This window comes from Oceanimonas sp. AH20CE76, from assembly GCF_039654065.1.
GTDB lineage: Bacteria > Pseudomonadota > Gammaproteobacteria > Enterobacterales > Aeromonadaceae > Oceanimonas > Oceanimonas smirnovii.
Map to the genome: position 1 here is coordinate 1,019,052 of NZ_CP155481.1, position 13,315 is coordinate 1,032,366.

General features: G+C 49.3%; 10 protein-coding genes. 9 read left to right on the forward strand and 1 reads right to left on the reverse strand.

Annotated elements, in window-relative coordinates; genetic code table 11:
* Nucleotides 1-28: 28 nt before the first annotated feature.
* Entirely contained in the window at nucleotides 29-4,192 is a 4,164-nt protein-coding gene (locus tag N2M06_RS04955) for an FkbM family methyltransferase (protein ID WP_346351803.1), read from the reverse strand.
* A 265-nt stretch (nucleotides 4,193-4,457) separates the two neighbouring features.
* Between N2M06_RS04955 and N2M06_RS04960 the strand changes: the two genes are divergently transcribed.
* The 9 genes from N2M06_RS04960 (at nucleotide 4,458) to fliE (ending at nucleotide 13,273) form a co-directional block, all read left to right on the forward strand.
* A complete protein-coding gene (locus N2M06_RS04960; RefSeq protein ID WP_346351804.1) occupies nucleotides 4,458-5,972 on the forward strand; it encodes a flagellin in 1,515 nt (504 codons plus the stop codon).
* 106 nt (nucleotides 5,973-6,078) lie between these two features.
* Entirely contained in the window at nucleotides 6,079-6,456 is a 378-nt protein-coding gene (locus tag N2M06_RS04965; protein ID WP_346351805.1) for a flagellar protein FlaG, read from the forward strand.
* Nucleotides 6,457-6,466: 10 nt separating this feature from the next.
* Complete coding sequence (fliD, locus tag N2M06_RS04970) at nucleotides 6,467-7,879, forward strand: flagellar filament capping protein FliD (RefSeq protein WP_346351806.1); 1,413 nt, start codon at nucleotides 6,467-6,469, stop codon at nucleotides 7,877-7,879.
* Complete coding sequence (locus N2M06_RS04975) at nucleotides 7,879-8,172, forward strand: hypothetical protein (RefSeq protein WP_346351807.1); 294 nt, start codon at nucleotides 7,879-7,881, stop codon at nucleotides 8,170-8,172. Before fliD ends, N2M06_RS04975 begins: the two co-directional genes overlap by 1 nt.
* A 22-nt stretch (nucleotides 8,173-8,194) precedes the next feature.
* On the forward strand, nucleotides 8,195-8,590 hold the full coding sequence (gene fliS / locus N2M06_RS04980) for a flagellar export chaperone FliS (protein WP_346351808.1): 396 nt from the start codon (nucleotides 8,195-8,197) through the stop codon (nucleotides 8,588-8,590).
* A 264-nt stretch (nucleotides 8,591-8,854) separates the two neighbouring features.
* Nucleotides 8,855-10,303, forward strand: coding sequence for a sigma-54 dependent transcriptional regulator (locus tag N2M06_RS04985; protein WP_346351809.1), 1,449 nt, complete (start codon nucleotides 8,855-8,857; stop codon nucleotides 10,301-10,303).
* 217 nt (nucleotides 10,304-10,520) lie between these two features.
* Entirely contained in the window at nucleotides 10,521-11,555 is a 1,035-nt protein-coding gene (locus N2M06_RS04990) for an ATP-binding protein (RefSeq protein WP_346351810.1), read from the forward strand.
* Nucleotides 11,552-12,877, forward strand: coding sequence for a sigma-54 dependent transcriptional regulator (locus tag N2M06_RS04995; RefSeq protein WP_346351811.1), 1,326 nt, complete (start codon nucleotides 11,552-11,554; stop codon nucleotides 12,875-12,877). Before N2M06_RS04990 ends, N2M06_RS04995 begins: the two co-directional genes overlap by 4 nt.
* 81 nt (nucleotides 12,878-12,958) lie before the next feature.
* Nucleotides 12,959-13,273, forward strand: coding sequence for a flagellar hook-basal body complex protein FliE (gene fliE, locus N2M06_RS05000; RefSeq protein ID WP_019933553.1), 315 nt, complete (start codon nucleotides 12,959-12,961; stop codon nucleotides 13,271-13,273).
* Nucleotides 13,274-13,315: the final 42 nt, after the last annotated feature.

Consider the following 13,315-nt stretch of genomic DNA (forward strand, 5'->3'; position numbering starts at 1 on the left):
GCAGCTTCATTGAGCTGCTGCATTTTTTCTAAGGTTTCAAGTACAAGTATGTTGGTGTTGCATTGAATTTCTTGATTTCATAATATCCAAGAGGTTTCAATATTTCCTCTATTTTTTCTTTTTCTTTCTGAGTGGTAGCCTCAATGTATATGGCAGGAGCATTTTTAATTATCGTTTCCTTAGCTCCTTCCAATACGCAACACTCCATTCCTTCAACGTCAATTTTTATTATGGATACATAATCTTCTTTTTTTACGATGTCATCTAATCTTTGAACTTTAATATCCCCATTTTCATTTGGATTCAGCTTTGTCATTCCTAAGTTATTCGGGTCAATATCACCCATCGCAATATGGCCACTTTTATTACTTAGACCAATATTAAAAGCTCTCACTTTTCTTTGCAGGTTGTTGTTACAGATGTTTTTATGTAAAGTGTTAAAGACATATGGTTGTGGTTCAAATGAATAAACGGTTTTTACATTATTTTTTATGGCTGCATAAATAGTGTGGTTGCCAATATTGGCTCCAATGTCAATGAAGGTGGAGTTTTCAGCCAAAAAAGTATCCATGCTTTTTAGCATATCTATCTCATAGAATGTATTGCTTGTCCTAATTATTTTTTGAATGTGATCGTCGTTGTCTGGTAAATGTAATTTTAGTAACTTGTTGTTGTAAGTTATCTTATGTAGGTGTGGTCTAAATATGTGATAGTGGTTAATTATTTTTTTCAGCTGTTCATCATTTCCAGCTTTAATGTTTTCATGGTGAAGAGCTACACTTTGAGTCGATGGCCATGTGGTAAAGTTTAATTTTTCTTTGGTTGGCTTGAATGTATATCCAGCTATTGTAGCCATCGTATAGAGCCAAATATCATCTCCTTTTGGGCATAAATTAATAAATAAGTTTTCATTGGTTACATCTTTATGAAAACATGATGGCGGGTATAAAACGCCTCCCATTCCTGTTGGGAAATTAAGTGGGTGCGGATTAAAGTCATTTTTGTATTCCCACATCCAGTTTTGATAAGGTAATGGAATGTCTTTATTATCTAGCTGTATTCTATGTATACGATGTGCAGGAATGCATTTTTCATTCTCATTGTAAACATCTATAAGTGTTTCTAACCACTCTTGAGGATAATATACATCATCATCTGCTGTGGCAATAAAAGAGTTGGGGTATTTATTGATAGTCGGTATTATTTTTTTGTATGATTTTATGTCTTCGCAAAACTTTATTTCCAACCCTTTATCTTGTAGGTCGGTAACATCTTTTGGTAATAGAGCTTTTTCCTCTTTTGCAATCCAGAGAACAAGGTGGTCTGGTTCTACTGTCTGAGAAAGTAAAGATCTTATTGTAAGGTGTAAAGTGCTAAATCTTTTTTCGTAAGATGTAAGTGAGATTACCAGTGGTTTTTTTAATAAATGTTTTTTCCCTTTTTTAGATAAGGGATTCGATAGTAAATTATTAATGATTTTGTCAATGTCTGTTTCATTGTTTTCATTGTTGTTCCTTAGAGAGCGTATATATTGCTCTGCTATATTGGGGTTTATATTGTTAAGCAGGTGATAAACGGCACCTTTCTGATGATGTACGGAATCTAATAAAAAAGCTAGTTTTTTTAATTTGTTTGCATCAAAACTTAAAAGTTTGTAATTGTTTGGTAAGAATAATGCCTTTCCACTTTTTATTGAGATTTTCTCTTCATTTTCAGAAAAAGCAGGAAAAAATTTTGAGTGCTCTAATTTGTCAAGGTTGAATAATCTGAACCCAAGCTTGTCCATAAGCTCGGTTACTTTATTGAAGTTGTTGTTTCTTGGTGTTTCAAATGAAAAGCTTACACAAACTTCTATCAATAAAGCATTGGCCAGCTTTTTACTTCCATGTTCTAGAATGCTCAGGTTATGATGCTGATCATCAAGAATAAGCCAGTCAATATGCTCCAGTCCGTCGATATCATCAATACGGTTACTGGTAACCTTTGTGGTGCTTATTAGTGCAGGAGGTTCTTGTTCAGGAATAATTGCATTCGGATCAGGAGCTATTATGGGCAAGGTAGTAGAACGTTCAGCTTCTACTGCCAGGGCAAGTTCCATTTCGCTGCCGTCGCCTAATACGGTCAGTGGGAAGTGATGAAAATCACCAGTATTGGTCAGTTGTTGTGCATTTCTTATTCTACTGCCGGGATCAATACAGAGTGTTTTTATCGCACCCAGCTTATGCAGAGTGTGAAAGCTCTCGGAACAGGTGAAGCCAGCTCCATGATCAACAACAACTATTTTTCCGTTAAAACGGAAGTGAAAGTCATCATCTTCAACCAATACAGGCTCTTCCGGTAACTGAAGCTGCACAGGTTCTGCTTCGTCTTCAAACTGTGCATTTCCTTCTTTATCCAGAGTTAGGGCGGCGGGTTGCTTGACTTCGCAATGACGCTGCCAGATGGCGCGCATGGCATTGCTGAAGTTGCGGGCGAAGCGCTTGGCGTTGCAGACAGGAGACTCAAGTAATGCGCCTCTCAGGTGCTGTCGAATATTGGCAAGGTTGTCGATATCACTGGCCAGCATCACAACCAGATCGTGGTAATGCTCCCAGCTTTCCGCTACCAGCTGTGGCATGCCTGCATTGGTTAAGTGAGTAGCCGAATGGCGGCCGGCAAAGGTGGGGCCGGGGTAAGTAACTACTGGCACGCCCATATACATGGCTTCGCAGGTGGTTAAGCCACCGGAGTAGGGCCAGGTATCCAGGGCAATATCAACTTTGTTGTAAGATTTGAGCAGTTCTTCGTGATGAGAGGGACCTTCAATTAGTACACGATTTTCAGTAATGCCCAAGTCTTTAAGCTGGTTTCTAATATTTTCTCTAAGTACTTTACTGCTGAACTGGAAGCCTTTAAGAAAGAGGCGAGAATCTGGAAGTGAATGCATTATTTTCGCCCACTCACCCAGAAGTACATAATTTAATTTTGTGGGATTATTAAAGCAACCGAGTGTAATGTAATCATTTCTTTTAGCCGGCGGAGAATAAATGTCTGGCGTATAGATGGGAGCATCGTAGCAGATGTAATCATCCGGCATACGAATAAGCTTTTCAGTATAGAATTCATCTTCGCCAGCAGGAGTTTCTATACTATCACTCAGTAAATAATCCATTGTGCTGAGACCTGTGGTATTGATTAGGCCTCCCACCCACTTAACTAAAATGGGTGCTGGCTTCATGGCCATGGTTCGCATACGACATCCATTGTTATGGCCACAAAGATCGAAGAGAATATCAATTTTGTCATTAATAAATTCTTGGGCTAATTTCTCTTCTGAAAGATGTGCGACCGACATCCACTTTTCTGATGCTTTTTTGGTGCGATAAGTCAGTTGGTCTTCAGCATTGTTGGTGCTGTATGCATACAGTTCAATTTCGTTTTCAGGTAATGCCTCAAGAGCTGAGGTGATCATCTGGCCCACAGGATGAGTGCGGAATCCATCTGAGATCATGCCAATGCGTATCTTTTTATTTTTTAACGCTCTATCAGCTTGGTGTTTGGTTGCTGATATGTTCCTTGAGTACTTTTCTTCCCAGTTTTTATAGAGCGATTTAAGCTCGTTTTTCTTTGATTCAGGAAGATAGTGCAGAAAGGTGATTAAGTTGTTGTAAGGTGTGTCGTCAAAACCACTGAGCTCTATTGCCTTGAGATAACACTCTTGAGCTTCTTTAAAAAGACCAAGGTTACGGTACTGATTTGCCAGGTTGTTCCAGGTTAGCCAGCTAGCTTGTTCTGAATCAACAACCTTAAGGAATGTCTCAATGGCCTTATCATATTCGTGTAAGCCAGCGAGTATCAGCCCTTTGAGCTCTTGTGTCTCTGGGCTGGTGCTCTGTGCCAAAGCAGCGTTGATATGTGTGAGTGCCGCCTCAAAAGTACTTGAGTTGAAGTAATGGTTTGCAAGTAGCTTATTAGCCTCTGCATGATGCTGGTTTAGCTTTAGCAGATTAGTGAGGTGAGTAACGGATGCCTCGGCTTTTCCAAGTGCTTGACAAACTTTTGCTGTCAGCAGATACAACTCTTCATTATTCGGAGTTGCTTGCAGCAGATTTCGAGCCTGGTGCTCAGCTTCAATTATTTTCCCTTCCTGCAGTAAGCTTTGAATTTGGCTGATTTGCTGTGTGAGGGTGGTGCACTGAGATTTTGAGCGCATGGAATGCCCTTGAGGTGTTTACATATGAGATGAGCACGATAGTAGAAAAAGCATGGGAGGACCGCAAGACGCGAGGTAAGGCAGTGATGGTGGTGAAATTTTCGCTAAAGCATCAGAACAGTAAGCCGATAGCTGTTTCAGCAGGGGAAAAGCTGAAAGAAAAATTTTCTAAAGCCGCCGCAAACGAGGCCGATACCCCAAATAACACAGCATTAGTAACAACATCACCGGCAGCTGGCCGGCACCCTCAACGGAGAGTTAAATTATGGCGATTACAGTCAACACCAACGTTACCGGCATGACCGCCCAGCGTAACCTGACCCAGTCTTCCAATGCCCTGGCCACCTCCATGGAGCGCCTGGCTACCGGCAGTCGCATCAACTCCGCCAAGGACGATGCCGCCGGCCTGCAAATCTCCAACCGCCTGAACTCCCAGGTGCGCGGCCTGGGTGTAGCCATGAAGAACGCCAGCGATGGCATCTCCATCGCGCAAACTGCCGAAGGTGCAATGAATGAGTCTACTTCCATTCTGCAGCGTATTCGTGACCTTGCTCTGCAGTCTGCTAACGGAACAAACTCTGATGAAGACCGTGAAGCCATTCAAAAAGAAGTAGGAGCCCTTCAGAGTGAGCTGACTCGCATTGCTGAAACTACTTCTTTTGGTGGCCAGAAACTGATTGATGGTACTTTTGGTAGCCGTACTCTGCAGGTTGGTGCTAACTCGAATGAAACCATCGATCTGTCTCTCCGCGATGTATCAGCTAACGCAATTGGTACTAACCGAGTAGATCTTTCTATTGCGGCAAGCACTGGTGCTGCAGTGGGTCTGGGCGGTGCAAGAGCCGTTGCTGCCGGTGCAACCGGTACAGCAGCAACTAATGGCGTTGATACAACAGGCTTTAACGTTAATGGCACAGATATTACAGTCGATGGAACTTCAGCCAAAGCTATAGCGCAAGCCGTCAATTCCCAGCGTTCAACTACTGGGGTTTCGGCTGAGGCCAGAACTGCTGTTCAATTGAGTCTTGATGCAACTGCAACAGCCGGTGAGTTCAGTTTTGAGTTAAAAGGTGTCAACAAGGATCCGGTTACCGTATCTGCTAACCTGAGCAATCCGGCAGATATGACCGCCTTTGCTGACTCCATTAACGCCAAGTCTTCTGAAACTGGTGTTAAGGCATCAATGGAAAACGGTAAGCTGACCCTTGTCAGTGATACTGGGGAGGACATTTCCATTTCAAACTTTAGCAGTGCTGGTGGCGGTGATAACCTGTCGGTACAAGGCTTGGGCTTTGGTACAGATCCTAATACAGGTGAGCCCATCACTGCAGGTGCTAAGTTAGCTGTCTCAGATGGCGATGGCGCAATTGTAGCGGGTGCTGTAAGACTGGATTCCGCAGAGACGTTTTCTATTGCCGCTGATGATGACACCATGGATATTGATGCCAGTGAGGTTTCAAAACTTTCTGCTGTCTCGACCATAGATCTTTCTACTCAAGGTGGCGCTCAGTCAGCAATCTCTATTCTCGACGGTGCCATCGGCATGATTGACGCTCAGCGTTCCGACCTGGGTGCCATGCAGAACCGTCTGAACAGCACCATCAACAACCTGGCCAACACCCGTGAGAACGCGGCGGCCGGTATGTCCCGCATCAAGGACGTGGACTTTGCTCAGGAAACCGTAAACCTGACCAAGCAGCAGATTCTGCAGCAGGCCGGTACTTCCATTCTGGCGCAAGCCAAGCAAATCCCGCAGGCAGCACTGTCTCTGCTGGGCTAAGCTGAACCTCAGCCGGGGAGCAACCCCCGGCTTTTTCGCCGTTGAGCTTAGTGCCGCAGCTTTCTGTTCACTAAGCTGAACGGCGCTTTCACATGAGGACCTTACCATGGATACGCTACCACTCACTCAACGTACGCCCGCTACGGCGGCAGACCTTGCTCAAAAGCACACTTCCGTTACCACTCAGCCCGTAGGCAGTGAAGCCACTCAAACCGCTCAGGCGGTGCAGGCGGCAGAAAAAGCACAGCAAAGCGATCTGTCCGGTGAGCAGCTTGAGCAAATGGCGGAGCAAATGGACTCCTTTATTGGCACCTTTAATCGTGGCCTCAAGTTCAGAGTGGATGAAGACTCGGGCCGCAACGTGGTGACTGTGGTAGATAACGACAGTGGTGATATCATTCGTCAGATACCGACCGAAGAGTTGCTACAGGTCATTACTCGCCTGGCCGAAGCCAGCGGCGGCCTGATAGACACCAAAGCATAGGAGACAGCTTGTGTCCGATCTCAAATTGCCGGGCGTGGGCTCGGGCTTTCCCATTCAGAGCTTTGTGGATGCCACTGTTGCCGGTGAGCGCGCACCGAAAGAAAAAATGTTTCAGCGCCGTGCCGGTGATATTGGCATACAGCTGTCTTCTTACGGCACCCTTAAAGGAGTGCTGGAAGAGTTTAAAAGTTCATTAAAAAAACTGGGTGACGAAGAAGCCTTTGAAAAACGCTCCACCAGCTTTTCCAACAGCGGCTTTGCCAATGCGACGGCCGACAAAACGGCGGTAGCCGGCAGTTATACTATAGTGGTAGAGCAGCTGGCTGAGGCGCACAAGGTGGGCACCAATTCCATTCCCAAAGCCGATGCTGAGAAAAAGCTGGGCTCAGGCTCGCTCACTTTGGAGGTGGGTGATGAGTCTTTTACTGTCTCCATCGACAAAGACAAAAGCACCCTGGCTGATGTGGCCAATGCCGTTAACAATGCGGAAGACAACAAGGGCGTGCGCGCTACTGTGGTCACCGACGACAACGGCTCGCGGCTGGTGTTTTTTTCCGAGAAAACCGGTACCGAGAATACGATAAAGGTATCTGCATCCGGCAATGGTGACGGTGAAGGAACGAACGATCTTGGCAGTATTGGCACTGTTACACCGATTCAGCTCGCCAAGGATGCCAAAATCACCATAGACGGTGCCCCTGTCACCAGTCAGAGCAATGAAATTAAAAACGCCATTCAGGGGGTAACCCTGGATCTTAAAAAACCAACGGACAAGGCAGATCCGACCAAAACGGATCTTAAAACCAGCACCACCCTGACCATTGGCTACGACAAGGGTGTGGTGGAAAAAAACCTGCAGGAGTTTGTTAAGTCTTTTAATACGGTGATGGCCACCATTAACCAGCTTACTTCTTATAATGCCGAGACAGAAAAGGCTGGTCCGTTGAACGGTGATGGCACGGCTCGCAATCTTACCTCGCAAATTCGACGCATGCTGAGCGAACCCATAGAAGGTGCCAGTGCGCCCATCAAGTCACTCACTGATCTGGGTATTACCACTCAAAAAGATGGCAAAATCGAGCTGGATGAAGATCTGCTGAAAAAGCAGATTGATGATAACTTTTCTAAAATCGGTCAGTTGTTTGCATCGGAAGAGGGCGTCTCCAAAAAGCTGGACGATATGCTGGAAAGCTTTGTGGGTAAAGAAGGCGTGCTTACCAAGCGCGACAGCTCATTGAATGCTCAGATGGACAAGCTGAATAAAGAGCGGGCAGACTTTGAAATTTACATGGAAAAGTATGAAGAGCGAGTTTATAAGCAATTTACCGATATGGACATTATGGTAGCCCAGCTTAACCAGCAGCTTAACTCTGTTGTTGCGGCCTTTGATAATATGCCCAGCTTTGGCGGAGCCAAGCAGTAATGCTGGCCGACCAGTTAAAAGCACTGGATGAGGCCGTGCTTGCAGCGCTTGGCAAAACAGACGAGCTGGATGAAGAATGGCTGTCTGAGCAGCTGCGAGTGCGGGCACAGCTATTGCAGCAGGTGATTGAGCAAGGCAATGTCACCGAAAGTGACGCTGCTGCTCTGATACAGCGCTCCCGGCAGCTTAAAGAAACCGCCGAAGCGGTGCAGCGTGAGCTGGCCAACAAACTGAAGACCATGCAAAAGGGCCGGCGCTCGGTGCAGGCCTATCAAACCGTTAAACGTAATTAGATAATTGTCAGGAGTAGTGCCCATGCGTGGCTCAATGAAAGCTTATAAATCCGTGGCTCTGGACAGCCAGAAAACCGTGGCTTCACCTTATAAAGTGGTACAAATGCTGCTGGCTGGGGCGCTGGAGCGTCTGGCTCGTGCCCGTTCTGCCATGGAGCAGAACAAACGCGCCGAGCAGGGGGAATTGCTGGGCTCTGCCATGACCATTGTTGCCGAGCTGCGTGCGGCACTGGATCATCAGGAAGGTGGCGATATTTCTGCCAATCTCGATAATCTGTATGAATTTATTATGGCCGAACTGGTGCTGGCCAATAGCGAAAACAGCATAGAAAAGCTCGAGTCCATCAGCACGCTGCTGCGCGACATCAAAGAAGCCTGGGACGCCATTCCGGCGGATCAGCAACAGGTACCTGCCTGATCATCATTTTTGCCGGGGCTAGCCCCGGCTTGTCTAAGCAAGTCACATCGTCAAAAAAATATCCTTTCCTGTACTAAACTTGATCCAAGTCAATTTAACTGGCTTTTTAGCGACTATCTTTGTCGAGTTGTTTTGACGCTTGTGTCAGAATTACGACTAATTTGGTTTCAAGTCTGTACCGCTTCAATGTTATGCTGGTGTCGAGCTAGGGATAAGCTCAGAAATCAATTCAATAACTAACTGAATGTAAAGGATATTTACCCTATGGGCTTTAACGGCTGTGTCTTGATCATGGATCATAACCAGGAACGACGGTCAAGGCTTGAGGCTATCCTTTCCTTTATGCAGGTTGAATGGCGAAGCGGCAGTCGCGCCAATGATCTGGCGTGGCTGCGGGAGCAGCCCCAAACCATGACGGTTCTGCTGGGGGAAACGGATTTTCCACTGAAAGATCTTCTCGATGATCATTCCCATCATGTGTTTATCAGCCTGTGCTCTACTCAGTGCAAGGCCAATAATCTGTTGGGCACCCTTAACGACCTTACTTACGACGAGCTGACCCGATTGCTGCATCAGGCTGCCCAGTGGCGGCCCGTAATGGTGAGTGATGAGCAGAATGAGCAGCTCAATCATTTACTGGTGGGTAACAGCGCCGGCATGCAACAGGTTAAAAGCCTTATTCGCCAGGTGGCCGACAAGCAGGCCAATGTGCTGCTGCTGGGGGAGTCGGGCACCGGTAAGGAAGTCATTGCTCAGGCCATTCATTTATTATCGCAACAGTCTCGTGGTCCTTTTGTGCCCATTAACTGTGGTGCCATTCCGGCTGAACTGCTGGAAAGCGAGTTGTTCGGCCATGAAAAAGGGGCTTTTACTGGTGCCGTGGCGGCCCGCAAGGGACGGTTTGAGCTGGCAGACGGCGGCACTCTGTTTCTGGATGAAATCGGCGATATGCCCCTGCCCATGCAGGTGAAGTTGTTGCGAGTGCTGCAGGAGCGCACTTTTGAGCGGGTAGGGGGCACCCGGCCGATTAAAGCTAATGTGCGTATTATTGCCGCCACCCATCGTGATCTGGAACAGATGATTGCCGAGCAGCGCTTTCGGGAAGATCTCTATTACCGGCTGAATGTATTTCCCATTACCGCTCCGCCCCTGCGCCAGCGCAAAGACGACTTGCCCCTGCTGCTGAATGAGCTGATTGAACGCCACAAAGATACCCATCAGGTTATGCTTTCTTTCTCTGCGCCGGCGGTGAACACTCTGCAAGGCTATCACTGGCCCGGCAATGTGCGGGAGCTGTCCAACCTGGTGGAGCGGATGATGATACTGTGCCCGGGGCAACGGGTGGAGCCGGCAGATCTGCCGGAAAAGTACCGCGGCGATTATGTGCCCGAAAGCTTTGATGAAATGGATGAGCAGGCAGCCCTGGCCTCTATTTTTTCAAGTAATGGTGATGATTTTGAAGACGATGGCGCTTTCTTTGATTTCAGTCCGGAAGAAGAAGCGCCGGCGTCAGTAAACGGGGATTTACATATTCCCGATTTAACCTCAGGTTGTTACAACCTGAAGGATGTGCTGGCCAGTATAGAAGTGGAAATGATTGGCAAGGCGCTGGATGCCAACGACGGCATTGTGGCCAGAGCTGCCGAACACCTTGGCATGCGCCGCACCACCCTGGTAGAGAAAATGAAAAAATACGGCATAGCACGGGATTGACCCCCCCTGCGGGGAGCTGTAAGCCATAAGCTGTCAGCTGTAAGACGATTTGCGCGGGCTGTAATGCCCGGTTCAATCCGAAATAATGAAAGAGCCTGGCAATTAGTAATGCTGCAAGCACCGTATTTTATCTTTTGACAACGCGAGCGTCTGACAGCTTACAGCTGATAGCTTAATGCTGGCCCTTATCTGGCACGTATTTTGAATATTACCTGCCATGATGCCTGCAAATTCTTCTTATTCCGCGCCCGATGCGCCCTGGCTGGATGTGCTGGGGCCGGAGCAGCTGGAGCAAATTCTGCACACTTTACCCGGTGGTTTGCTGTGGGTAAACGGTCAGGGCGTGGTCAGTTGCGCCAATGCTGTTGCCCGCCAGCTGCTGGGCGAGCCTTTGCTTAACACGCCCTGGCTGGAGGTGATTACCCGTGATTTTGCGCCCCGGCCCGATGACGGCCTGCAGGTGTCGTTAAAGAGCGGTCGCCGGGTGCAGCTGGCCATTTCTCACCTGGAAGGGCAGCCTGGTCAGCTGGTGCAACTGACCGATCTTACTCCTACCCGCGCCTGGGCGGAGCAGCAGGGCCATGCCGAGCGGCTGGCGGCGCTGGGGCGTATGGCGGCAACCCTTGCCCATCAAATACGCACGCCGTTGTCGGCGGCGACTTTATACGGTGCCAACCTGGCCAATCCGGCGCTGAATGCAGCCCAGCGGGAGCGGTTTCAGGGCCGGCTGATGGAAAGGCTGACGGATATCGAGCGTCAAATAAGCGACATTCTGCTGTTTGCCCGGCCTGATCAGGCCGCGCTGGCCGAGCCGCTGTGTGTGTCTGCCTTGCTTACCAATATTACCCAAACCGCCAATACCCTGTTTGCAGGCAAGGCCAGTCTGGTTTGCAATACCGAGCCCGGATTAAGCGTGCTGGGTAATGCCAACAGCCTTAAAGGCATAATACTCAACCTGCTGGAAAACGCCGTAGAAGCGGGAGCCGGTGTCGTCACAATCCATGCCGCCGGCAACCAGGGGCAACTGCTGATTGAAGTGGCAGATAACGGTGTCGGCATCAGCCCCGAACTGCAGCAGCAGATTTTTACACCCTTTTTTACCACCCGCAGCCAGGGTACCGGCCTTGGGCTGGCGGCAGTGGCGTCGGTCATGCGGGCTCATAACGGCGGCGTAAGCGTCAGCTCCGAGCCGGGGCAGGGCACTTGTTTCAGCTTGTGGCTGCCTTTGCTGCAGCATAAGGATACAAAATGAACGCCGATATTTTGCTGGTGGAAGACGATGCCGGCCTGCAGCAGGCGCTGCAAGACACCCTGGAGCTGGCCGGACTGGAAAGCCGCTGTGTCACCAGCGCGGAAGATGCCATTGTGTATTTGCAGCAAACCCCGGTGCGCATGGTGATCACGGATGTGCAAATGGCGGGCATGAACGGCCTTGAGCTGCTGGAATGGATTAACGAGCGCCTGCCCGGCCTGCCGGTGCTGGTGATCACGGCGCACGCTCAGGTATCGGGCGCGGTGACCGCCATGCGCGCCGGTGCCGTGGATTATCTGGCCAAACCCTTTACGCCCGAGGTCCTGCTGGAGCGGGTGCGCCGCTATGTGCAGCCCGAGTCAAATCACAATAGCGACCCTATTGCTGAAGATGCCGCCAGTCGCCAGTTGCTGCAACTGGCAGCCCGGGTAGCGGCTACTGATGCCAGCGTGATGATCTCCGGCCCCAGCGGCACCGGCAAGGAAGTGCTGGCGCGCTTTATTCATGCCCGCTCCAACCGGGCCAATCAGCCTTTTGTGGCCATCAACTGCGCTGCCATTCCCGACAATATGCTGGAAGCCACTTTGTTCGGGTATGAAAAAGGAGCCTTTACCGGTGCCGTGCAGGCCAGCCCCGGCAAGTTTGAACAGGCCCATGAAGGCACCCTTTTGCTGGATGAAATTACCGAAATGGACGTGAACCTGCAGGCCAAGCTGTTGCGGGTGCTGCAGGAGCAGGAAGTGGAGCGTCTGGGCAGCCGTAAAACCTTAAAGCTGAATGTGCGCGTACTGGCCACCAGCAACCGGGATCTGCGTCAGGCGGTAACCGAGGGCCGTTTTCGGGAAGATCTCTATTACCGGCTGAATGTGTTTCCGCTGGTCTGGCCGGCCCTGATGGATCGCCCCGGTGATATTCTGCCGCTGGCGCGTTTTCTGTTAAGCCGGCATGCCGGCATGCAGGGGCGGCATGGCGTCACTCTGTCGGAAGATGCCGAAACACGGCTAAGACACTGGCATTGGCCTGGCAATGTGCGCGAGCTCGACAACGTGATGCAGCGGGCCCTTATTCTGGCCGCCGGCAGCGAGATTGCCGCCACCGATATTTTGCTGGACGATGCCGGCCCCTTCAGTACGGCCCCGGCACCGGTCACAGCAGAGCTGGGCGACAAGCTGGAAAGTCAGGAGCACCGCATTATTCTGCAGGCCCTGCAAAGCAGCGGTGGCAGCCGGCGTGAGGTGGCGGAGCAGTTAGGCATCAGCCCCCGGACTTTGCGTTATAAGCTTGCCCGCATGCGCGAGGCAGGTATAGAAGTACCTGTTTAATTCGCACAAAAGATGAACTGGCCCGAGCTTTGCATTAAGATGCGTGGGTTGTATGAAATTCACTGATTGAGGAGCCAAACCATGGATATTAAAGCCGCTGCTTTGCTGGCAGAAATGCAGTCAATGCAGGGAGAAGCCCAAAGCATGGCACCAGTGCAGGGTGCGGCCCCTCGTCAGGATTTTGCCGAGCTGCTGGGTCAGGCCGTGAACAAGGTAAATGCACTGCAGCAAACCACCGGTGATCTGCGCACCCGTTTTGAGCTGGGGGATCCTTCGGTGGGGCTGGAGCAGGTAATGATCTCCGCCCAAAAATCCAGCATTGCTTTTGAGGCTACCGTGCAGGTGCGCAACAAGCTGGTGGAGTCGTATAAAACCATTATGAATATGCCGGTTTAATACCTGCTTTACTAAGGAAGAGAGCCATCCATTGCTGATATC